Below are 23,625 nucleotides of genomic sequence, written 5' to 3'. Positions count from 1 at the left end.
CGTCAGCGTATTTGGGGCGCCAGTGTCTGGCGATCTCCTGATTCAGAAGCTTTTCTATTAACTAATGCAAGTCATTTGCAAGTAATTCGTTTTACAATAGCCGCCTAGCGGCGTTCAGGATTGGTGCCGCAGCCTCTGTTCCGGGCCGTTGAGGTGCTCCGGAGTTCAGTTTCCATTGCCCAGACCTGTCCTAATGTCCAAGAAGTCCCGCTCAAAACTCTGGTTCCTCGTCCACAGCTGGCTGGCACTGCCGATCTGGTTCTTCCTGCTGATCATCTGCGTGACCGGCACCCTGGCCACCGTCAGCCAGGAGATCGTCTGGCTGGCCAACCCGGACGTGCGTGCCAGCAAGCCGTCGGATGAGGCCGAGCGTCTCAGCTATGGCCAGATCCTGGCGGCCATCAACCGTGCCGAACCGGAGCTGGTGGTGCACAGCATCGATCGCCCGGACGAGGATCACTTCGCCCTCACGGTCCAGGTGAGTTATCCGGACGGCAGCTCGCCGACCCTCTACGTCAACCCCTACACCGGGGCGGTTCAGGGCGTAAGCCCGCAATTCGACTTCCGCCAGTTCACCCGCGCCCTGCATGGCTGGTGGTTGGTGCCGTTCACCAATGGTTTCAGCTGGGGCTGGTACCTAGTGTCGCTGACCGGCATCCCGATGCTGCTGTCGCTGATTACCGGGCTGGTGGTCTACAAGAAGTTCTGGAAGGGGTTCTTCCGCCCGCGCCTGCGTTTCAACCAGGGCGCACGCATCTTCTGGGGCGATTTTCACCGTCTGTCCGGCATCTGGTCGATCTGGTTCATCGCGGTCATCTCCATCACCGGCATCTGGTTCCTGATCCGCGCCTTGCTGTTCGACTTCCACATCTCCATCTCCACCGAGGGCGTGCCGCCGGTGGTGGCTCGTGAGGAAGTGCCGCTGGCGGCCACCGCCAAAGACGTGCCGCGTATCGATCTGGACCAGGCCGTGAGCGTCGCCCAGGGCGCCGTGCCGAGCCTGGAGGCCAGCTCGATCGATCTGCCGATCTACGCCTACGGCCATATCACCGTCTCCGGCCGCGGCTGGTACCCGCTGATGTTCCAGTCGGTGACCGTTAACCCGTACAACGGTGATATCGACGCCAAGCGCCTGCTGGATGATCGCTCCACGCTGGAGTTCGTCACCGAGTCCATGCGCCCGCTGCATGTCGGCGACTTCGGCGGGCTGTGGGTCAAGCTGATCTGGTTCTTCTTCGGCCTGCTGCTGAGCATGATGGTGCTCAGCGGCCTGCTGATCTGGACCAAGCGTACCGCCCAGGCCACGGCAGTCCTGCTCAAGCGTTCGCAGCGAGCCGAGCGTCCGCGCACGGTACAACCGATTGCTATTGCTGACGTTTCGGAGAGTCGTTCATGAGCAAGGCCGCAACCACTGCCCCGGCACCGTCTGTCCTCAGCCGTTGGTGGCACAAGTGGCGTTTTCACCTGAGCGCAGTGCTGATCCTGATTCCACTGGGCTTCATGCCCAAGTACTTCCACGACGTGGCGCTGTTCCGCGGTGACAGCGGACTGGGTGAACGCGAGATCGGCGAGGTTCAGGTCGGCCCCTGGAGCCTGCGCCTGGCCGAATTCCGCAATATGGCGCCACAGCTGGAAGGCCCGGCCGGTTACATGAAGGCCTTTAACGCCGCGCTGTGTAAGGGCTGTGGCGAGCAGGTCAAGGCCACCTACCTGCGTATCGGCAAGCCGCGCAGCCTGCGCGCCGCTGGCGGGCTGTTCTTCGGTAGCCCTTACCGCATGGGCGCCAGTATTCCCGTACCGCCGCGCACCAAGCCCGATGCCGAACTGTGGATCACCGCAGAAGGCTGGGACGGCTCGGTGCACCAGGCATCCATTCCTCTGGCCGAGGCGTCGCCCGCGACCGTCGCCTGGCTGAAACAACAAGGAGGCAAACCATGACCCGTACTCTCCGCACCGGCCTGCTGGCGCTCTGCGCCGGGTTCTCGCCCCTGGCCCTTGCGCACAACCCGATCTGCCAATGTGAGCCGGCGGCGAGCGACGAGATCGTCTGCACCGGCGGCTTCTCCGACGGCAGCGGCGCGCCCGGCGTGACTCTGGACGTGATCAGCTACGAGGAAGAGGTGCTGGTGCCCGGCAAGCTCGGCGAGGATTCCAAGCTCCGTTTCAAGCGTCCGGATGGCGAGTTCTACGTGCTGTTCGACGCCGGCCCAGGCCACGTGGTGGAAATCGACCACACGGAAATCGAAGCGCCATGACCACCCAGGTGGTACGCCCGGCTGGTGCCGGCCATGAGAGCTTGCAGGTGCTGTTGCTCAGTCTGGTGATTCTGTTGGCCGCCGGCCTGGTGGTGCTGCTGCGCAGCGAGAAGGTCGAGCAGCACGGTGTCGCCAGCCACCAGCTCGATGCCCGCCGCGATCTCAATGCGGCCGAACAGGGCATCCATACGGACCTCAGCGTGGCGCTCGACGAGATCCGCCTGCTGCAGGAAGAAGAGCAGGCCCTGCCCAGCCCCGAGTTGCTCGCCGAAGAAACTCTGCCGCCGTTCACCGACGATGCCAGCGCACGCAAGCGCGGCGCCCACCAGTGGCAGCTGCTGCAGCTGGGCGACCAGCCCGTGTACCTGGGGCTGAGCGGTGACGCCAGCGTCGCCGGCTCCTTCCTGCTGTTCCCGGCCCACGAGGGCTTCGATGTGTGGCTCAACCGCAGCCCGGACGCGGCCGCGCCGACCGATCTGCAGGCTGCAGCCCTGACCGCGGCCGGCTGGAAGCAGGTCGCCGTGCAATACGACGCCGGGGTGACCCGCGAGCATCGTCACTGATTCTGGAAGTTCCCTTCATGTCCATGCGTTCTCTGTTCTTCCGCCGTCTGCTCGGCGCGTTTTCCCTGCTGCTCAGTGCCTTGCTGCTGCCGGGGCTGGCCAATGCCGATGAGGCCAAGCGCCTGCGTATCGGCATCACCCTGCATCCCTACTACAGCTATGTGAGCAACATCGTCGGTGACAAGGCCGAGGTGGTGCCGCTGATTCCCGCCGGCTTCAACCCGCATGCCTACGAGCCGCGCGCCGAGGACATCAAGCGTATCGGCACGCTCGATGTGGTGGTGCTCAACGGCATCGGTCACGACGATTTCGCCGACCGCATGATCGCCGCCAGCGAGAAGCCGGGCATCCCGGTCATCGAGTCCAACGAGCGCGTGCCGCTGCTTGCCGCCACCGGACAGGCCGCCCGCGGTGCCGGCAAGGTGGTCAACCCGCACACCTTCCTGTCGATCAGCGCGTCGATCTCGCAGATCAACAACATCGCCCGCGCGCTGGGCAAGCTCGACCCGGCCAACGCCAAGTTCTACAGCAAGAACGCCCGCGCCTACGGCAAGCGCCTGCGCGGCTTGCGTGCCGACGCCCTGGCCAAGCTCAAGGATGCCCAGGGCAAGGATCTGCGTGTCGCCACCATCCACTCGGCCTACGACTATCTGCTGCGCGAGTTTGGCCTGGAAGTCACCGCCGTGGTCGAGCCGGCCCACGGCATCGAGCCCAGCCCGAGCCAATTGAAGAAGACCATCGACGAACTGCGCACCCTGGACGTACAGGTGATTTTCTCGGAAATGGACTACCCCTCCAGCTACGTTGACACCATTCAGCGCGAGTCCGGCGTCAAGCTCTTCGCCCTGACGCACATTTCCTACGGCGAGTACACCCAGGAAAAGTACGAGAAGGAGATGCAGCACAACCTGGATACCGTGGTGCGGGCGATTAAGGAAGAAGGCGTATGACCGCACTGGAAACGGCGCCGGTAAGCGTGCAGGGCCCGGCCATCGACTTCGACCGGGTTGAGCTGGACCTCGGCCGTACGCGCATCCTCGACAACGTCAGCTTCCAGATCCGTGCCGGCAGCGTGCATGCCCTGGTCGGGCCCAACGGCGGCGGCAAGAGTTCGCTGATCAAGACCCTGCTCGGGCAGATGCCGCACCGTGGTGAGCTGCGCCTGCACTGGCCGGACGCACCGGGCACCATCGGCTACGTACCGCAGGCCCTGGAGTTCGACCGTGGCCTACCGATGACGGTAGACGACTTCATGGCCGCCATGTGCCAGCGCCGTCCGGCCTTTCTCGGCCTGTCGCGGCGCCAGGCGCCGGCTATCGAGCAGGCCCTGGAGCGCGTCGGCATGCTGGACAAGCGCAAGCGGCGCATGGGCGCGCTGTCCGGCGGGGAACGTCAGCGCGTACTGCTGGCCCAGGGCCTGGTGCCCGAGGCGCAGCTGGTGGTGCTCGACGAGCCGATGTCGGCGCTGGACGAGCCGGGCGTGCAGGTTTTCGAGCAGCTGCTACGCGACTGGCGCCAGGTCGGCACCACGGTGCTATGGATCGAACATGACCTGCAGGCGGTCGGCCGCCTTGCCGACCACGTCACCGGGCTCAACCGCAGCGTGCGCTTCGATGCCGACCCGGCGCAGGCCCTGACGCCCGAGCGTCTGCTCGATCTGTTCTCCAGCCACCCCCGCAGCCAGCGCGAGGTTTCCGCATGAGCTTCGAAGAATTGCGCCTGGCGATCCAGGCCTGGGCCAGCGCGGGCTATCTGCCGGAGGCGCTGGCCTACGGTTTCGTGGTCAACGCTCTGTTCGCCGGCCTGCTGATCGGCCCGGTACTCGGCGGCCTGGGCACGCTGGTGGTGGTCAAGCGCTTCGCCTTCTTTTCCGAGGCGGTCGGCCATGCCGCGCTGACCGGCGTGGCCATCGGCATCCTGCTCGGCGAGCCCTACACCGGCCCCTACGGCAGCCTGTTCGGCTACTGCCTGCTGTTCGGCATCCTGCTCAACTACCTGCGCAACCGTACCGGCCTGGCGCCGGACACATTGATCGGTGTGTTCCTTTCAGTGTCGCTGGCACTCGGCGGCAGCCTGCTGCTGATCCTCGCCGGCAAGATCAACATCCACATCCTGGAAAACGTGCTGTTCGGCTCGGTGCTGACGGTCAACGCCCAGGATCTCGCCGTGCTGGCGCTTGTGTCCCTGCTGGTGCTGAGCCTGTCGCTGCCGCTGTACAACCGCATCATGCTGGCCAGCTTCAACCCGCAGCTGGCGAGTGTGCGCGGCGTGGCGGTCAAGGCGCTGGACTACCTGTTCGTGATGTTGGTGTCGCTGGTCACCGTGGCCGCGGTCAAGGTCATCGGTGCCATCCTGGTCGGCGCACTGCTGGTGATTCCGGCGGCGGCGGCACGCCTGCTCAGCCAGTCGCTGAGAGGCTTCTTCTGGCTCTCGGTGCTGATCGCCACGCTCAGCACCCTGGCCGGTATCTTCGTGCCGATCGCCCTGGAACTACCGGTGCCATCCGGCGCCGCCATCATCATCATCGCCGGCATCGTCTTCGCCTGCGCGGCCATCGCCCGCGGCATAGTGCCGAGCCTGAAAGGAAACCTGGGATGAAACTGCCTCTTGTCCTGGCGGCCAGCCTGCTGCTCGCCGCTCCGCTGCACGCCGAGCAGCAGCCGGTACGGATTCTCGCCAGCCTCCCGATCACCTACGGCCTGGGCGCCAGCCTGCTGGCCGGCAGCTCGGTAGAGCTGCAACGCGCGGCGCCGGCCAAACTGCCGGCTAGCCGGCAGACCTCCTACTTCAGTGGCCGCGGCGCCAAGGCACTGGAGAAAGTGGCTAGCCAGGCGGATGGCGTGATCGCCCTGCGTTCGCTGTGGCCGGACGATCCGCTGTACCCGATGGCGCGGCGCAGCAATATCCGCATCGTCGAGGTCGATGGTGCGCGTCCGGTGGACGGGGCGCTGCCGGGCATCGCCCTGGAGCCCGGTGCCGGCGATGCGCTGTCCAGCCAGCCCTGGCTGAGCATCACCAACCTCGGACGCATGGCTGACGTGACGGCTGCCGACCTGGTACGCCTGGCCCCGGCGGACAAGACCCAGATCGAGGCCAATCTGGCCGAGCTCAAGCAGCGCCTGCTCAAACTCAGCGCGGACAGCGAAGGGCGCCTGGCCGAGCTGGACAACCTCACCGTGGCCAGTCTGTCGCCGCACTTCGACTACCTGATCAGCGGCCTCAACCTGGATGGCGTCGAGCTGGAACGGCCGGCCGATCAGAAGTGGACGCCCGAGGCGCTGGCCCAGCTGACCAGCAACCTGCAAGACGATGAAGTCGCGGTGGTACTCGCGGATCGCCAGCCCGCGGCCGAGCTGGCCAAGGCCATTGCCGACGGTGGCAGCCGCCTGTTGGTGCTGGATGTTCACGGCGAAGACCCGGTCGCCAACCTGGAAGCGACCATCGCCCAACTGCTGGATGCATTGGCTGAGTAGATTGGGTCGGGCCGCGTAGGTTGAGCGTAGCGAAGCCCAACAGTCGGGGCTCGGGGGTGTGTGGCCATGTTGGGCTTCGCCGCGAGCGGCTCAACCGCAACCTACTCTGTGCGTGACAGGTTGGGTCTATGCGCAGGTTAAGCGAAGCCCGCTAGAACCCACTCTCCCGCAATAGCACTGCCAGGCTGTAGGTCAGTCCCTCGCCCAGCAGGCTGCGCCGGCTGCCCTCGATCTGCACCTGACCCAGGGTCTCGCGCAGGCTGGTTGGCGGACTGTCGAGCTGGATCAGGACATGGAACAGCGCCTCGCTCGGCGCCAACCCCTCGTCTTCATTGCTGGTGGCAATAGGGCCGCCCTGCCGCGCACTGAGCATGGGGTGGCTCAGACGGTTGATCCGTGTACTGCCGATGGTCACGACCTTGCCTTCGATGGCGGCCAGCTGACCCTGCGGGTAGAAGCGCACCTGACCACCGATCTGCAGGCGATGCACCTGATCCTGGGCGATGTAGGCATCGATCTGCCAGTGCTCGGGGTCGATCAGTACGCCGAGCATCTCGCGCGGGCCCACCCACTGGCCTGCCTGCCACTGCGGGTTGACGTCCTGCCATTGCCCGGCGAAGGGCGCCTTGAGGGTCAGCCGGGCGATTTCCGAGCGGGCGGCATGCACTTCACCCAACTCCACATCCAGGCGCTGCAGAGTCGAGCTCTGCTGGGCCAGGCCCGTGGGGTCGGCCAGCAGGCCGCGCAGGCGGGCCTGGTAGCTACGGATGCTGGCCTCGTTGCGGCGCAGGCGGGCGGCGATGTCCGGCTCGTCCAGCACGGCCAGGGTTGCACCGGGATCAACCGGACCAGCTTCGTGGACCTGTTGCAGCAGGGCCGGGTAAGGGGTGAACAGGCGCAGCTGCTGCTCGCTGCGGGCCACGCCGTAGCCGTGCACCTGGCTGCGCCAGGGAATGGCGAGCCACAAAAGCAGCAGACCCAGGGCCAGCCAGAACAGCAGTTTGCGTCGGCTGGGAATCTGCGCCCGCGCGCCCCACCAGTGCTTCACCTCGCGCCACACCGGCAGCACCACGAACCAGGCGATTTCCACGATGAACAGGAAGATGCCGAGCAGCTTGAAGAACAGCAGGTACACCGCCACGGCAATGCCGAGAAACAGCACCAGGCGATACAACCAGGTGGCAATGGCGAACGTCGTCAGCAATCGCCGCTTGCCAGCTGGAAAGGGCTCCGGCCAAGGCTCATCGAGCCCCAGCAGGTTGCGGCGGATGGTAGTGCGGGCGATGGCCGAGGAGCGCTCGTGCAGGTTGGGGAAGTCGAGCAGGTCGGAAAGGATGAAGTAGCCGTCGAAGCGCATGAAGGGGCTGGCATTCAACGCCAGCGACAGTATCCAGCTGGTGGTGGCCAGGTAGAGCAGGGCGTTGCGCAGCATGCCCGGCTCGCTCAGGGCCCAGCCGAGGGTGGCCAGGCCGGCCAGTGACAGTTCGGCAAGGATGCCGGCCGAGGCGATGGCCAGGCGCTGGCGCGAGCTGCGCAGTTTCCAGCTTTCGCCGGTGTCGGTGTAGAGCATGGGCCAGAGCACCACGAAGGCTACCCCCATATGCGCCACCCGCAGGCCCAGGCGCGTGGCCACCAGGGCGTGACCCAGCTCATGCAGCGTCTTGGCCAGACACAGGGCCAGGGCGAAGCTGACCAGGCCCTCGGCGGAAAAGGATTCGACCACGGCGTGGGTAAAGCTGTCCCACTGTTGCAGCACCATGATCACGCCGAGCAGGCCGAGGAGGAATACCAACCAGGCGGTAATAGGGCGGAACAGCCAGTCCAGGCTGCTGGCCAGTTGTTGCAGGCGGGTTTGCGGGCGCAGCAGGGGGATGCGGAAAAACAGGTAGTGGTGCAGCCACCATTTCCAGGTCAGCCACTGGTTGCCTTCACTCTGCTCGCGCAGGCGTTTCAAGGCTGCGGCGTCCGGGCGCAGCAGCTGGTGCTGTTCGAGGAAGCGGCGTAGCCCCAACACCTGTTCGACCTCGGGCTTGAGCGGGGTCTGCTCGCTGATCTGCTCGCAGATTTGCCGGGGTGTGCGCTCCCAGCGCAGCAGGCATTCGAATTCCAGCCAGCCGATGCGGTAGAAACGGTTGACCACGGTGTCGTGGATCATCCAGCAGGGCTCGCCATCGTTGCCCGGGAGGGCTTCGCTCAACCGCAGGTCTTCGCGCAGCGGCGGGGTTGGCAGGTCGGCGGGTTCCAGCATTACCAGCCACTCCAGGCACGCAGAGCTGCCAGGGGGCGGCGCAGCAGGTAATAACCGAGCAGTACCCGTTCGCCATAGAGTTTGGCGGTGCCATGCAGGCCCAGGCGGGCGTGCTCGGGTTGGCCCTCGATGCTCGCCAGTAGGCGGTAGGAGGCCACGCCGTCTTCGCCGGGGCGGGCCTGGTAGCTGGTTTCCAGCACTTCGCCCTGCAGCGGCGACAGTGGGTAGGCGGTGAGAAACAGAGTGACTTCGGCACCGGGCTCCAGGGCAATGGCGTCGGCTACCGGCAGTTGGATACGCATGGCCGGCTGGCTGGGGTCGGCCAGCTGCATGATGCGTTCGCCAGTCGATACCGGCTTGCCCAGCCAGTCGTTGGGGTCGCTGTACACCGCCACGCCGCTGCGCGGGGCGTGCACCTGGCTACGTTCCAGCTGGGCCTCGACTGCCGCCAGCTCAGCCCGGCGCTGTTGCGCACGGCCGTTGAGCAAGGTCAGTTCGGCCTTGCTTTGCGGGTTGTCGAAGGCACGCTGGCTGGCGGCGATCAGTTCGGCGTCGGCCACCGCCACTTCTTTGCCCAGCACTTCGGCACGGTTGCGCAGGGTGGTTTCATCCAGCGACAGCAGCAGGGTGCCGGCCTGTACTTCCTGGTTGGGGCGTACATGGATTTCAGCGACCACGCCGTCGATGGGTGAGCTGACGATCTGTGCCTGGCGCGACACCACTTCGGCCGGCGCCAGCACGCTCTGGCGTACCGGCACCAGTAACAGCAGGGCAGCCAGGCCGAGCACGATCAGCAGTTGCCGGCGGGTGGGGCGCCAGCCGAGTAGCTGGCGCTTCTGCGTCAGCGTGGCCCAGCAGTGTTCCCAGGTGCGGAACAGGCCACCGAGCAGCTCCGGCAACGGTGCCTGGGGCTCGGCGTCGAGCAGGTAGAGCAGCAGGCCGAGGCGCTTACCCTGGCGGTCGTGCAGCGGCACGCACCAAACGCCGCTTGGCCACCACTCCTGCCAGCCCTCGGCGATGTCTGCGGGCGGCTCGACGGTGTCACGCGCCAGCCACAGCGGTTGGGCCTCGCGGGTTTGTGCGCTGAGCCAGCGCCCGGCGCTGCGCAGCCAGATCAGGTAGGGCGAGTCCTCGGTGGGCCTTGCCAGGCCGGAGATGCATAGCAGTTCCAGGCCGTCGCCATGCTGGGCCAGCACCATGGCCTGGTGGAAATGCAGCAGCGGGTGCAGGTCGTTGGCCATGCTGAAGGCCAGCGCGTTGAGCGTGTCGCAGCCCAGGGCACGGTCGCGCAGGCTGGTCAGGCTGAGTAGCAGCTGCGGGTGAGGCAGGCGCTCGCTCATGGGGTGTCCGTGAATTGCGCCACACCACTCATGCCGGCCACCAGCTCGGGGTGCGCGGCGTCGAGGGTCGCCTCCAGTTCGATGGTCTGGGCCACGGCGTCGACCCGTGAGTTGATTGCGCTGACTTTGGCGGCGTAGGACGTGCCGGTCTCGGCGATGCTGATTTGTACCGGTGTGCCGGTTTTCAGGTCACTGAGCATGCGCGACGGTACGTTCATGCGGACCTTGAGTGCGCCGTCGCTGACCAGATCGAACAACGGGGTACCGGCATTGACGGTCTGGTGGGGGCGCACATGCACCTTGGCAATGCGTCCGGCGAAGGGAGCGTTGACCTTGCAGTAGCTGCTCTGAGTCTGGGCCAGACTGCGGGCTGCATCGGCCTTTTCAACCTCGGTGGCAGCCATGGCCACTTCCAGGTCGCCTACAGCCTCCAGGTTACGCAAGTGCTTCTTGGCCTGCAGGTTCTGCTTGGCCATGGCCAGCTCGGCATTGGCTGCCTTGGCCCTGGCCTGGCCTTCACGGCAATCAAACTGGGCCAGTACGGCACCTTTCTCCACGCGTTGCCCAAGGCTGGTGTGCAGCTCACCCAGGGTGCCGGTCATCTGACTGGACAGGGTGGTTTCGGTCTCGGCGGCGAGCAGTACGCGAATCGCCGAAGGGTCGGCAAAGACGGCTCCGACCTCAACGGCATGGGTGGGTTGGCTGAGAGTCAGGAGCAGGGGAAGCAGGTAACGCTTACTGCATGGCATCGGCACTTCCTTGTGTCGCGGTAAACAGGTTTTGTGCTTGTTGAGCCTCCAGCGTGTGCTGGATTTCCTGGGCCAGGGTCTGAATGTCGTGTTTCTCGATGGATTCCGGCAGCACGTCCAGGCCTATCGAGTTGTACAGCCGGCCCCAGGCCGCCTGGGCGCTGGAGTAGGCGGCCTCACGCTGGTAGCGCGACAGCAGGTAGCGGCCTTCGGCGCGAATCACTTCCAGCTCCGAACCGACCGAGCTGCTGCGGGCGGCGCGGGCATAGTCGAGCAGGCCTTCATCGACGTGCAGGCCTTTTTCGGTGAATTCCATCTCCTGCAGGGCCAACTGATAACGCAGGGCGCCGACCCGCACCTGGGTAAGGATGGCCATGGACAGCGCCACGCGGCGTGTATCGTCGGTGCCGCCCTGAGTGCCTTCAGCATCGAGCAGGGCTGGCAGCTGCATCAGGCGCAGCAGATTGAGGGAGACCTGCACGCCGGTCTCGGACCAGTGATTGTTGTATAGGTACTTGTTGGAATCGTACTGATAGCCCCAGTTGAGGCTGATGTTGGGCCACAGCTGGGCCTTGGCAATCTTCAGATCGTTCTCGTTGACCCGCTTGCGGTACCACTCCTCCATGATCTCGGGGCGGTTCTCCAGGGCCAGCTGTTCGAGCCGGTTGCCATCAATGGTCAGCGGCTGCAGGGTTGGTTCTTTCTGCTCGGCCAGGACCAGTCGTGTGCCGGGCGGCAGCGACATCAGTGCGGCCAACTCGGCCTGGGCGTATTCCAGATCCTGGCGGCGCACTGTCAGCAGGGAGATGGAGTCGAGCAGGGCGCGCTGGTAGGCCAGAATCTCCTGACGCGGTAGCAGGCCTTTGCTTTCCGCCTCACGGGCCGATTCCAGCGCCTGTTCAGTGCGCGCCAGCAGACGGTTGACCTCGGGCAGCAGGCGTTGGGCGCCGAGCGCTCGCCAGTAGGCGTTGCGCACATCCTGCAGGACGTTCTGTGCCACCTTGCGCCGGCGTTCCTCGGCCATGAGGATCTGGTCGGTCTTTTGTTGGGTGCGGTAGTAGGCCATGCCGAAGTCCAGCAGGCTCCAGCTGGCGCCGAGACCGGCCAGATCGCGATAGCGTTCCTGGGAGGTCGAGGCGCGCAGGCTTTCCTGGCCGTCTTCGATGCCGATGGAGGTGCCGCCGGAGTCGTTGTTGCGCCCGGAGTAACCGGCCGATGCCACCAGGCGCGGCAGCATCTCGTGGCTGGAAACATCGCGCAGATCGGCGGCTAGCGCGCTTTCCATCAGCTTGAGGCGGTAGTCGAGGTTGTACTTGAGCGCGCGGGCGGCGGCCTCGTAGAAGGTGATCGGCCCCTTGACCGGCTCCTGCTGGCCGTACATGTGAGCGCGATCATCGAGAATGCGCTCGCTCTTTTCCTCCTCGGTGTACGGCTTTGGGTTGATAGCCGAGCAGGCGCTTAGAAACAGACTGCTGACAATGACGATGCTCAGGGCTTTCAGGGTGTGGCTGGGCATGAAGAGTCCTTGTTCATACTAGCTACGCGGAGTGCTCTGGCTGAAGGGGCTCAGCCGTTTGGCGGCGGTCTGCAATTGGTGCTGGAAGCTACGCGCGGTCTGCGCCTGCGTCGCTTGTGCTTCCGGATGCTGATGATTATGGATCATATCTGCAGGGTCGCTGGTAAACAGCGAGGGATCGCTAAGCAGGCCATCTGCCGTCAGGTCGATACGGCCCTGGCGGCCGAGAATCCAGGCCAAATCAAGATCGCTGCCCAGATTGCTGTTGAACACACTCTGGGCCACGAACTGGCCGGGCACCTGGGGTACTTGTAGCGAGGGGCTTTCAATGAGTGCCGGGAGTGCCAGGCGCAGGTTGCTGCCATCCGAACGCCAACTGTTGACTTCGTTGAGCAGGCTGTTGGTGCGCACCACGGGGGTGACGAAGACGGCCGGTTCGAAGTCGAGGTCGACGGATTGCTGCGACGGGGTAAAGGCATCGTAGGGCTGCCAGCCATTGCCCTCTACTTCGGGTGGAGGGACATAAGGCGCAGCGATGTCCAAGGTGATCACCAGTTCGGCCTGGTCGCTGGCGCCGGCAATGTCTTGCATGGTGTAGGTGAATACATCTTGCAGCACCTGGCCTAGGCCAGCTGCAGCCAGTACTTCGGGGTTGTTCAGGTCGATGGTGTAGGTGTAGCTGCCATCGGCGTTGAGCGTCAGTGTGCCGTAGCGACCGGTCAGGGGTTGGCCAACCGTGCCGCTGGCACCCTCGGCGCCTTCCGCACCGGTGCGGATGGCCACCACCTGGAAGCGCTCACCCTGATCCACGTCGCCGTCGTTGGGCAGTACATTGCCGCTGGCTTGTGGGGCAGGGCTCTGGTCGCTGGCGACATTGCTATCGTTCTGCGCCACGGGGGTGTCATTCGCCCCTTGAATCAACAGATTCAGGCGAGCAGTCGATTCCGCGCCGGCGGTGTCCTGCATCCGGTAGGTGAAGGTCTCTCGCAGGGTCTGACCGGCAGTGCGCAGGGCCTGAACCACCGGGTCATCATTGTTCAGCACATATTGGTAGCTGCCGTCTGCATTGATGGTCAGGGTGCCGTAGCGGCCCTGCAGGGCCTGGCCTGCCGTGGCGGTCGTGCCCAGCTCGCTGGTAAAACTCAGTACCTGCTTGGTCTCGCCATTGGCCACGCTGTCGACATCGGTGTCGTTTTCCAGCACGTTGCCGCTCGGGTTGACGCCGGGAATGCCGTTGGCGATGCCGCCGGCCTCGACGGCGATGGCGTCATCGTCGTTGGCGATCGGCGTGTCGTTGCGGCCATCGATGGTGATGCGCAGTTCGGCGGTATCGTCGGCATCATAGGGATCGGCCAGGGTGTAGGTGAAGACCTCTTCCAGGGTTTGCCCGCTGACCCGCAGGGCCTGGACTACGGCCAGGCTGTTGTCCAGCACATAGCTCCAGCTGCCGTCGGCATTCATGGTCAGGTCACCATACAGGCCGCGTAGGGTGGTCCCTACAACGCCGGCGGTGCCGCTGCCCGACTCACTGCCGGTACGTATAGCGGTGACGGTCAGTGCGCCGCTTTCCAGGTCGATGTCGTTGTTCAGTACGTTGCCGCTGGGATTAACGCCGGGTGTGGCGTTGTTCAGTCCGCCGGCCTCGATGGCGGTGGCAGTGTCGTTGAGTCCCTCTGGCGGATCATTGCGGCCGACAATGAGGATGGTGAGTTGGGCCTGGTCACTGAGTCCACCAAGATCGGTAGCCTGGTAGGTGAAGATATCCGTGAGGGGCGGATCCAGCAGATCCAGGGCCAGGACTGCTGGGTTGCTGCTGTCGACAAAGTACTGGTAACTGCCGTCGGCATTGAGCACCAGGCTGCCGTACTGGCCAATCAGTACGCTGCCGACGGTGCCGGCTGTTCCACTGCCGGTTTCGGCGCCAGTGCGCACAGTCGTCACGGTCAGTGAGTCGCCGGCATCCACATCGGTGTCATTGGTCAGCACATTCCCGGTGGGGTTGATGACCTGGCCGTCACCATTGTCGGCGACGGCGATATCGGAGTCATCCTGCGCCAGGGGGGTATCCCAGGCACCCTGGATGACGATATTGAGCTGAGCAAGGTCGGCAGCTGACGAAGCATCGATCAGTTGATAGGTGAACGACTCCTGCAGGGTGTCGCCTGGTTTGAGAGCCTGAACGGCCGCCAGGCTGTTGTTGACCACATAGGTGTAGGTGCCATCGCTGGCAACGGTCAGGCTGCCGTACGTGCCGGTGATCGTGCGGCTGCCGGAAACCAGAAGCAGGGTCCCCCCCGCCGCTTCGGTACCCGTGCGGATGGCCTGGACTGTTTTGCCATCGCCCGCATCGACATCGGTATCGTTGCTCAGCAGATTGCCGCTGGGGTTGGTACCCGGGGTTGCATTGGCAGTGCCGCCGGCCTCGATAGCGATGGCGCTGTCGTTAACGGCTACCGGGGTGTCGTTGCGGCCCCGGATGGTGATGGTCAGATCGGCCAGGCTGCTTGATCCTGCAGCATCCCGAGTGAGATAGGTGAAGAACTCCTGCAGGATGTCACTGTTCGTGCGCAGGGCCTGAACCCGGGGATCGCTGTTGTTCAGGACGTAAACATAGCTGCCGTCGGCATTTAAAGTCAGTGTGCCGTATTCCCCGGTGAGGGGCGTGCCAACGGTACCGACGGTACCGCCCTGTCGAACGCCGACGATGGTGACGGTTTCGTCGTATTCGTCGACATCGGAGTCATTGTCCAGGACGTTCCCTTGAGGGTTGATCCCCGGTGTGCCGTTGTTGACTCCACCGGCCTCTATGGCCACGGCGAAATCATCGTTGTCCTCGCGGACATCGTTGGCGCCCTGGATGGTGATGTTGAGCAGGGCAATATCCGTGGCGCCGCTGGCGTCGATGACGGTGTAGTTGAATTGGTCGAGTAGCGTGTCTGCTGCAGTGCGCAGGGCCTGGACTTCGGGCATGTCATTGTCGAGGCGGTAGGTGTAGCTGCCGTCGGCGTTCAGAGTCAGCCAGCCGTAGGTGCCGCGCAGTTCGATGCCGAGTGTACCCGCGGTGCCTGAGCCTTCCACGCTACCGGTGCGAACCGAGGCCACTTCCTGGGTTTCGCCGTAGTCGTACCCATCGGTGATGTCTTGCGGGATTTCACCGCCATCGACGTCAGTGTCGTTGTCCAGCACGTTGCCGCTAGGGTCGACTCCGGGGATCTGGTTGTCTCTACCACCGGCCTCCACGGCTGTGGCGTTGTCATCGGCCGCGACCGGACTGTCGTTGGCACCACGGATCACCACGATGATTTCGGCGCTATCGCTGAGGGGCGTCGTGTCGTTGTCGGTCACCGTGTAGGTAAAGCGTTCGGTCAGCAGATCCGAGACCTCGCGCAGGGCCTGTACCTCTGCCATGTCATTGTCGATGCGGTAGCTGTAGGTGCCGTCGGCGTTGATGGTGAGCCAGCCATAGAGACCGCGCAGCTCGGTGCCAATCGTGCCGCTGGTGCCGGTGTCGCCCTCTGCGCCTGTGCGAATGGCGGTGATGGTCAGGTCATCACCATCCGGATCGGCGACATCGACCACGCCGCTCGGATTGACGCCAGCCGTGCCATTGGCAATCCCGCCGGCTTCGGTGGCCAAGGCAACTTCGTTCTGCGCCAGCGGTGTGTTGTTGGCGCCGCGTACGGTGATGACCAGTTGCGCGGTATCAGTTAGCCCGGCGGTATCGGTGACCTGATAGGTGACGATAACTTGCAGTTCGACGCCAGTGGCCAGCGCGACGATCTCGGGGTGGTCGCTGTTGACGTCGAAGGTGAAGCTGCCGTCGGGGTTGATGGTCAGTTCGCCATAGGCCTCCCCCCCGGCATTCGGCAACGGAGCGCCGCCGCTGTCTTGGGCATAGAAGGTGGAGATGGTTGTGTCGCCTGATACCGATGTCAGTGCACCGCCCGCGGCTTCGGTGCCGTTGCGAATGCCGGTAACGGTCAGGTTGGTGTTAGGTCGATCGGCACGATCCACGTCGCTGTCAACGCCGTTGCCTCCCGGTTGTGTGGTGGCGCCAGGGCGGCTGGGGAAGGTGATCACATTGCCGCTGGGATTGCTTTCGTTGCCGTCGTCGTCGACTTCGCTGGCCTGGGCGGTGGCCTGGTCGTCGCTGGCGACCGGATTGTCGTTGTTGCCGACGATGGTGATACGCAGCTCCGCCAGGTCGTTGAGTCCCAGCGCATCGGTGACCTGATAGCTGAAGTATTCGATCAGCGTGTCGCTCGGGCCGAGTCGTTGCACGGCGGTGGCGTCGTTGTTGATGGTGTAGGTGTAGCTGCCATCGGAGTGCAAGGTCAGGCTGCCATAGAGGCCGGCAACGGTGGCACTGCCTCCGTTGCTGATGGTGGTTAGCGCGCCTGGAATGTTTTCGCGCAAAGGACGAACGCCGGATACTCGACTGGTCTCGCCGTAGTTGATGGCGTCGCCAGCTCCGCCATCGACATCGGTATCGTTGCTTAGCACGTTGCCGGTAGCGTTGGCCCCGGTGTTGGGCAACGCTGCGTCGCCAGGGTTGATGGTACCGCTGTTATTGATGCCGCCTTGTTCGTAGGCGGTTCCCGTGTCGTTGACGCCGACCGGGGTATCGTTGGCGCCTCGGATCACGATAGCCAGGGTGGCGGAACTGGTCAGGGCTGTGCCGCCGATACCTGAGTCACGGATGGTGTAGGAAAAGCTCTCATTCAGGGTGTCGCCGTTCTGGCGCAGGGCCTGTACTCGCGGATCGTCGTTGTTGAGCAGGTATTGGTAGCTGCCATCGGCGGCGATGCGCAGTGTGCCGTAGGTGCCGATGACATCGACCGTGCCACTGGTGGGAATCGAGACGCTGCCGGTGGAGGACGTAACCTGGGTGACATTGAGCTGGTCGCCATTGGTGGCGATATCCACGTCAGTATCGTTGTCCAGCAGGTTGCCGCGTGGGTCGATGCCGGGCAGGCTGTTGAAGGTGCCGCCGGCCTCGATGGCAGTGGCGTTGTCGTCGTTGGCCGCCGGTGCGTCATTGACTGGGCTGAGGGTGATCGTCACGGTGTCCAGGTCAGTAAGTGCGTCGCTCGCTTCGCCTGGGATACCGTTGCCGTCGAAGTCGCCATAGTTACCCAGGTCGCTGGTCAGCACCTGCAGGGTATCGTTACCGTTGAAATCGGGATTGCCCTGGTAGGAGAGACCGGTCAGAGCTGCGTTGATATCGGCAATCCGGCCAACCAGTACCAGGGAGGCGGTTCCAGCGCCGGTGACGGTCACGTCAGTGGTGGCGCCGGTGAATGAGAGCGTACCTTGCTGCACGCTCAACGTGACCTGGATGGCACGGTCAGCTACGACAGGGTCCAGTTCGGCGTCTACGTCACTGACGCTGATGCCTCCAATGGCCAAGGGCGTGTCCTCATCGCCCGTCAGCGGCCCGCCGGGCAGGCTGTTGACTGGTGCATCGTTGAGTTGCACGTAGCCGCTGTCGGCTTGTGCGGTGCTACCTTCGCCGAGGGTTACGCTGATTTGGCTGAGCGTGCCGCCATCGCTGTCGATGCGGATGTTCAGCTGACCAAAGCTGGAGAGATTGGTGATGGTGGCCGGTGCATCGATGCGATAAAGCCCGGCGGGCAGAACGCCGAACAGGAACTGGCCGTTGCTGTCGGTTTCGCTGCTGTAGCTGCGATCATCGGCATTGCCGAAGATGCCATCCGCGCCAGCCCAGTTGAGGGTGACGGTCTGTCCTGCGAGCGGCGCACCATCGGGAGTGGTCGAGTTGTCGGCTGAGAGGGTGTCGTCCCACAGCGTACCGCTGATCACACCCAGCCCTGCGCCTTCGACCAGCTGATAATTGTTCAGGACGCTGTTATCTGCCCCCGCGCCATCTTCGCCCGTACGCTCTCCGTCGGCGCCGCCTTCGGTACCGACCAGGCTGCCGCCCCAATCAGTGAAGTCATCTGGCAGGCTGCTCCAGGTCAGGCTGTCATTGCTAATGGCTTGAATTGCGCCATTGGGGACTTCTACTGCGTAGGTGACTTTGACGTTGGTGCCTGGATCAAGTCGATCAAATGTGATTTCCAGGCTGCCGTCAGCATTGGGGCTGGCGCCAAGCCCCAGAGAGGGGGGCGGGGGATTGTCAGGCCCATAAATAACGCCATCGACTTCTATCGAGATGAGTTCAACGATTTGACCGTCCTCGAAGCCGGTGATGGTCAGCGTCGTATCGTAAGCAGGCGTTTGCCCATTTGAGGTGAAACTCGTCTGAACCGTGGCGGTGCCGCTACTGCCACCGATATTCGGGTCGAAGTCGATAACCTGCTTGTTGAGGCCATCAAAGCCGGGCTCGACGATCTGCTCGTACAAAATGTTGCTGGTCGAGCGCGGGCCTTCGCTTGTGAACTCTTTAACCTGAACGGCAAGTGGGGCGGTACTGTTCTGGTTGGCCAGGCTGTTGTCGACCCGCACGTTGAACTCGATGGTAATGCCCTCCAGGTCGCCATCGAGTTCGTTATTGGTGATGTCACCGAGGTTCAGCGTCAGCACCTGCCCGCCATTGCTGGGCACGATTCGCGCGGTATTGAGGACGCCTGTCGGTGCTGCACCCGACAGATCCGAGGAAATGAACTGGGCTTCGGCACTGTCCTCGTTGCCGATAATTTGCAGCGTACCGCTGGTAATCAGATCGCCGAGTGAGAGGGAGCTGGTCAGACCTCCCTGAGAAATGAAACCGATGCGAATGCCGGCGAGGTCGTCGTAGGTCAAGCCCTCGGCAAGGACGATCTGGAGCTGGTAACCGGTATTGACCCCTTCCGGAATCAGCGCCGTAGCGCGGTAACGGATGATTTCTCCAATCGCCACGGTTTCGGTGCTGGCGTTGGTTTGGCTTGGTGCTACGGTGTCTGCCAGGCCGCCAATGCGGGAGATGCGAATGCCCTGTGCCACCGGGATGACCAGGGTATTTTCGCGGCGGTAGTCGTTCAGCACATTGCTGTTGAGGACACCGTCGCTGCCGGTGCGCTCGTCGCTGTTGCTACCATCGAGGCTGGTCCAGCGCACTTCTGCCAGGTTGTCGAACTCGGCGCCTGAGGCGCCAGTGGCGTTGACCGTGCCGGTCACCGTGAGTACCAGAGTACCGCCTTTGAGAATGTCGAGGTTGCTGTTGTTGACCAGGGTGCGGCCGGTCGGGTCCAGGGTGAAGCTGCTGGTAATGTCGGTGGCGACGCCGTTGACGGTGTAGATCGCACTGACCAGTGTCAGGCCGTCCAACTCGGCGGGCAGTGCGCTGCTGAAGTCGATATCGAAGGCGTCGTAGTCGCTACCGGCGTTGCCGTTGCTGACGGTGATGGTGAAGTCGACCGTATCGCCTTCGTCGAAACCAAAACCGGGATCGGTGGTGAGTTGCTGTGCCAGATTCAGCGTGGGCTCGCGTACGGTCACCGATGGCTTGCTGCCAATGACGGCGACGTCGCGATCAACCGGCGTGTTGCCATTCGGCGTGTCGCCATCGCTGTCGCTGTAGGTCAACTGAGCATCATTCTGCAGAACGCTGCCGGCCTGGTTGCCAGTCACGTTGCTGGCCACCAGCCGTACACGAATGACAAAGGTATTGTTGCCGGTGTTGTTGTCAGCGCTGGCGCTGGCGACGCTGAAGACGAAACGGCCATCGACGCCATCATCGCCCAACGTGCCGGAAATGCCGTTGATACTGTCGCCCGTGAGTGTTCCGGCAAAGTTGGCGCTGAGTGCTCCACCGGCAGAGGTGATGATTTCGTAACCCCGGCCGCCATTGAAGCTGGTGTCCAAACGCAGGCCGGGCGGGATCAGGTCGTCGATGCGCAGGCTCTGGGTCGTGCCCTCGGGCAGCGTGACGATGATGTCGTAGAGCATGCTCTCACCCACCACCAGGTTGGCACCCGTGGTGTGGCTGGCACTGGAGTCGCTGTTGTCCAGGCTGTTGCCGGCGAAGTTCTTGCGGATTTCCGGGGCGGCGATCTGCTGATCGGCAAGGTCTTCCAGGGTGCCGCTGGCGAGGAAGTTCTGACCACCTTCGACGCTGGCGTAGTTGACCAGTTCGGCCTCGGTTTGCAGGGTGGCGCTGGCGTCGATATTGGCCGCGACCACCACATCGTAGGTGATCACCACCAGGTTGGCGCCGGAGAGGTCGTTGGCCGTGCCGGCACGACCGCCTTCTAGGGCTCCTGTGCCTGCGCCTGCATCATCGATAAAGGTGATGGTGTTGGTAGCGTTGTCGACTGTGAAATCGACGCCTGACTGCAATAACGTACCGTCACCGCGATACACCAGCAGGTTGGCGCTGGCGAGGTTGCCGCCGACAAACGAAAGGCCGGTGGGAAGCGTGATGCGGGTGCTGACATCGTAGGCCTGACCACCACCGCTGTTCTCGATGGCAGTCGCCAGGCGCAGGGTGTCGCCGCCGTCAATGGCGCTGACGCTGCCATCGACCGCACTGGTTTCGGTCAGGTTGGCGTCGGTAAAGGGTTTACCGCTGGTGCCGGGTGGGTTCCAACCACCAGTGGTGCCGGTCACGCTGCCGTTGCTGGAGGACACTACACCATGGGTGATGCTGAGCACGGGCTCTGCCACGGAGGCGATCAGGGCCACATCGTCGGTCGTGACTTGCGTGCTCTTGTTGAGGGTGGTGGTCTGGTTTGATTCGGCGGTGACGTTGAACGAGCGTTGGTCAGCGAAGGGCTGGTCGCTGACGGTCAGGGTGAAGTCGATCTCGATACGGCTGCCGTCGGTACCGGAATTGACGTAGTCGGCAAAGGTGAATACCAGCGAGTTGCCAAGACCGCGGGTCACGGACGTCGGCGCTTCGGGGTTGGTGTTGCCGCTGCCCAGGCTCCAGATGGTACTGATGTCGGCAATGCTGCTGAGATCGAACAGGGGCAGGGGCAGGTAAGCGGTCAGGGTGAAGTTTTCATAGTCGCCGGTAACCAGGTCATAGCTCAGCTGGAAGGTCACTTCATCGCCCGGGCGCAACTCGACGCCTGGTGCCGGCGCGCCATTACCGTTTAGGTCGGCGATGGTAATTTCTACCTGGCTGCTGGGAACGGTAATGCTTGCCTGCGAGCCGTCACTCTGCTCATCACCGGTGAGGTTGAGGCGGTCTTCGAGAATGGTTGCGGTCAGGGTGGCGTTGTTGCCGACGGTATCCCCTTCGTTGATTTCACTATGGGGTGTACCGCTGGGCGGGGTGTAGCTTTGTCCGAGGGTAACCTGGTAACTGACCACTACCTGGGTGGCACCCTGCAGGATGGCGTCAAAGGCCAGGTCGCCATTGACCCAGCCACGATCTCCCGTGGCGTTACGCAGCGACTGGGCCAGATCGAGGGTCAGGGTGCTGATGCCGGTTACGGGGTCGATTACGCTGGTAGTGACTAAGGCCACGTTGATGGTTGTGCCATCGACCGTGATGGCAACGGTGCCGCTACCTGGCACGAGTGTCTGGGCATCACCCAGCACATCGACTATGACGAAGCTGCCCTGCTCAAAGAAGTTTTCTCCGAAGGCGAAGTAGTCGGAGATATTCAGGCTCAGCGTGTAGTTCAGGGTGTCACCCGGTGTCAGCCCGGCGGCACCGATGTCGGTCTGGATCGACACTTCCTTGAGCAGGGTGATGGATTTGGCGGTGACGCTCACGGTGTTGCCGGTGCCGGAGAAGGTGATGGTGTCGCCGGGGTTATCCACGTCGCGGGAGTCCAGCGGTTGCCATTGGCCTGAGGCCGTTGGCTGGCCGAAGGTGATGGTCACCGGGTCACCGGAAACCGGATCGATTACCGGGAGACCATCAGCGTCGTTATCAGGAATAAAGAACTCGACCTGGGTGGTCGTCGGCCCGGCCAGTGCGGCATAGCTGATAGTGAAGGACTGGATGTACAGGTCGTTGGTCAGGTCGGCATCGTTGTTCAGGGCCAGGGCAGCCTGGATCAGGGCCGGATCGGTGGTAGACCTGCCGTCGTACAGGGTGATGGAAGTGATCGTGCCGCCGGCCGCCGGGGTAATTGAACGGATGATTACGTTGTCTGGCACGGGCTGGGTGATCACGATATCGCCCACCGGCTGGGATGTGGCCGGGGTGACCGTCAGGTCCATGGTGCGGCCATAGTTGGGGCCGGTGGCGGTTTCTCCTTCGGGCGCGTAGATCACTTGATCGAAGCTGATAATCGTTGGGTGCACTACATAGGCGACGGAGCCTGCTTCCAGAATGCTTGGGTCGGTTGCGGGGTTGTTCAGCGAGTCGTTGCCATATTGAAAGCCGCTGCGAGCGCGAATGGTCAGATCTGGACTGCCGCCCGCGGGGTCGAAGTTGGTATCGGCCAGACTGCTCAGGGTGGCGGTGACTTGGATGCCGATGGTGGGCTGGCCGGCACTGACACTGGCAAAGGGCAGTTCCACTACCACCAGCTGATCGCCGGCGCGCATGCCGAAGTCGGCGGCATTGATGATCAACGGCTGGCCGTCGCTGCCTACCGCCAGTGGGTGGCTGGCCTGACCGTTGGCGTCGAAGGTGAGCGCATGGGTTGTCAGCGCCTGGCCCAGGTAGCTGGCAGAAACGAAGGTGATGCCGTCGTCGGTTTCCGCACCTTCGCCATCTCGCCCGGTGGCTGGGAAGAACAGGTCCATGAACGGCGCATAGCCGGGTTGCCCAATATCCTGATTCTTGAAGTTCACGGTAAAGGTGAAGGCGTCGCCTAGCAGCACGTTTGCCGTCGATGCAGGCAGACTGGTGTTGGGCGTAGCGAGCAGGGCGTCGTAGTCGTTCAGGGCCGCCTGGCTCAGGGCGATGCCCTTGTCGATATCGCCGCTGCGCACCTCCAGTTCCCAGTCGCCTCCGGCAGAGAGGCTGCCGGTATTGTCGTCGGAGGCGGCCACATCCGCTCCGGTCCAGTAGGCAAGTTGCGCCACCAGGGTTTGTCCGGCATTGCCGGCTCCTACGCGGCAGCCATACAACTGGATATCGGCGCCGGCATTGAGGTTGTTGCTCCACTGCTGCAGGCGTTCGCCGAGTTGGTCGACGTTGTCGGCAGAAATGGTGGTATTGCCCAGGGTGAACTGGCCGGCCGCGCCATGGGAGAGAATCTGGATCGAGTCGACTTGCCCGAGCGCCTCCAGCGCTTGCTCGATGGCGGCGATGCCGTCCTGATTCAGGTTGACGACCAGCGCCTGTACGCCTTCAGGTAGCTGGCTGATCAGCTTCTCGCGGCTCTCCACCCGGCTGTCTATCACCAGCAGGTGCTTGGCGCCTGCCTGGGTCGGCACGCTTGCCGCAGACTCGACCTGGGTGGCGGGGGTGTGTTCCGAATCGGTGCCGTGGTCGGCATCTTGTTGCTGGTCGGCAGCAACCGCGGCGGCGCCGTCGAACAGGATCCGGGGTTCGAGTGCGAGCGTATGGCTCTGCGGCCGAAACATCGAGCGTGGCGAAAAATCAGACATGGCCAATCTCCTTTGGCGCGA

The 23,625-nt window shown here is 63.7% G+C and carries 13 protein-coding genes; 8 read left to right on the top strand and 5 right to left on the bottom strand.

The window, feature by feature from the left end:
• The first annotated feature begins 193 nt into the window (after positions 1-193).
• The 8 genes from P7A97_RS15165 to P7A97_RS15130 are packed head-to-tail and all read left to right on the top strand — an operon-like array spanning position 194 to position 6,291.
• Complete coding sequence (locus P7A97_RS15165) at positions 194-1,396, top strand: PepSY domain-containing protein (RefSeq protein WP_277690812.1); 1,203 nt, start codon at positions 194-196, stop codon at positions 1,394-1,396.
• On the top strand, positions 1,393-1,938 hold the full coding sequence (locus P7A97_RS15160) for a thiamine pyrophosphate-binding protein (protein WP_277690810.1): 546 nt from the start codon (positions 1,393-1,395) through the stop codon (positions 1,936-1,938). Before P7A97_RS15165 ends, P7A97_RS15160 begins: the two co-directional genes overlap by 4 nt.
• The gene (locus P7A97_RS15155; protein ID WP_277690809.1) at positions 1,935-2,255 is read left to right on the top strand and encodes a hypothetical protein; all 321 of its coding nucleotides are present in this window, start codon (positions 1,935-1,937) and stop codon (positions 2,253-2,255) included. Before P7A97_RS15160 ends, P7A97_RS15155 begins: the two co-directional genes overlap by 4 nt.
• Complete coding sequence (locus tag P7A97_RS15150; RefSeq protein WP_277690808.1) at positions 2,252-2,818, top strand: DUF6162 family protein; 567 nt, start codon at positions 2,252-2,254, stop codon at positions 2,816-2,818. The genes P7A97_RS15155 and P7A97_RS15150 overlap by 4 nt, the downstream gene beginning before the upstream one ends.
• Positions 2,819-2,835: 17 nt before the next feature.
• Positions 2,836-3,768: a metal ABC transporter substrate-binding protein gene (locus P7A97_RS15145; protein WP_277690807.1), complete on the top strand. Its 933-nt coding sequence runs from the start codon at positions 2,836-2,838 to the stop codon at positions 3,766-3,768.
• Entirely contained in the window at positions 3,765-4,520 is a 756-nt protein-coding gene (locus P7A97_RS15140) for a metal ABC transporter ATP-binding protein (RefSeq protein WP_277690806.1), read from the top strand. The genes P7A97_RS15145 and P7A97_RS15140 overlap by 4 nt, the downstream gene beginning before the upstream one ends.
• Positions 4,517-5,416: a metal ABC transporter permease gene (locus tag P7A97_RS15135; RefSeq protein ID WP_277690805.1), complete on the top strand. Its 900-nt coding sequence runs from the start codon at positions 4,517-4,519 to the stop codon at positions 5,414-5,416. Before P7A97_RS15140 ends, P7A97_RS15135 begins: the two co-directional genes overlap by 4 nt.
• Positions 5,413-6,291: a zinc ABC transporter substrate-binding protein gene (locus P7A97_RS15130; RefSeq protein WP_277690804.1), complete on the top strand. Its 879-nt coding sequence runs from the start codon at positions 5,413-5,415 to the stop codon at positions 6,289-6,291. The genes P7A97_RS15135 and P7A97_RS15130 overlap by 4 nt, the downstream gene beginning before the upstream one ends.
• A 151-nt stretch (positions 6,292-6,442) precedes the next feature.
• Here the strand turns inward: P7A97_RS15130 and P7A97_RS15125 are convergent, their stop codons facing one another.
• From P7A97_RS15125 to P7A97_RS15105, 5 genes are read right to left on the bottom strand one after another with little or no spacing between them, the layout of a single operon-like run.
• Entirely contained in the window at positions 6,443-8,539 is a 2,097-nt protein-coding gene (locus P7A97_RS15125; RefSeq protein WP_277690802.1) for an HlyD family efflux transporter periplasmic adaptor subunit, read from the bottom strand.
• The gene (locus P7A97_RS15120) at positions 8,539-9,879 is read right to left on the bottom strand and encodes an HlyD family efflux transporter periplasmic adaptor subunit (protein WP_277690800.1); all 1,341 of its coding nucleotides are present in this window, start codon (positions 9,877-9,879) and stop codon (positions 8,539-8,541) included. The genes P7A97_RS15125 and P7A97_RS15120 overlap by 1 nt, the downstream gene beginning before the upstream one ends.
• Complete coding sequence (locus tag P7A97_RS15115; RefSeq protein ID WP_277690799.1) at positions 9,876-10,628, bottom strand: efflux RND transporter periplasmic adaptor subunit; 753 nt, start codon at positions 10,626-10,628, stop codon at positions 9,876-9,878. Before P7A97_RS15115 ends, P7A97_RS15120 begins: the two co-directional genes overlap by 4 nt.
• Positions 10,615-12,144 carry a TolC family protein gene (locus tag P7A97_RS15110; RefSeq protein WP_277690798.1) on the bottom strand — a complete coding sequence of 510 codons (1,530 nt, stop codon included), beginning with the start codon at positions 12,142-12,144 and terminating at the stop codon, positions 10,615-10,617. Before P7A97_RS15110 ends, P7A97_RS15115 begins: the two co-directional genes overlap by 14 nt.
• Before the next feature lie 18 nt (positions 12,145-12,162).
• A complete protein-coding gene (locus P7A97_RS15105) occupies positions 12,163-23,604 on the bottom strand; it encodes a VCBS domain-containing protein (RefSeq protein WP_277690797.1) in 11,442 nt (3,813 codons plus the stop codon).
• Between the last annotated feature and the right edge of the window lie 21 nt (positions 23,605-23,625).

It is taken from the genome of Pseudomonas sp. GOM6, assembly GCF_029537485.1.
Classification (GTDB): domain Bacteria; phylum Pseudomonadota; class Gammaproteobacteria; order Pseudomonadales; family Pseudomonadaceae; genus Aquipseudomonas.
The sequence above is the reverse complement of the archived record's forward strand: the minus strand, read 5'-3'. Positions and strand labels throughout refer to the sequence as shown.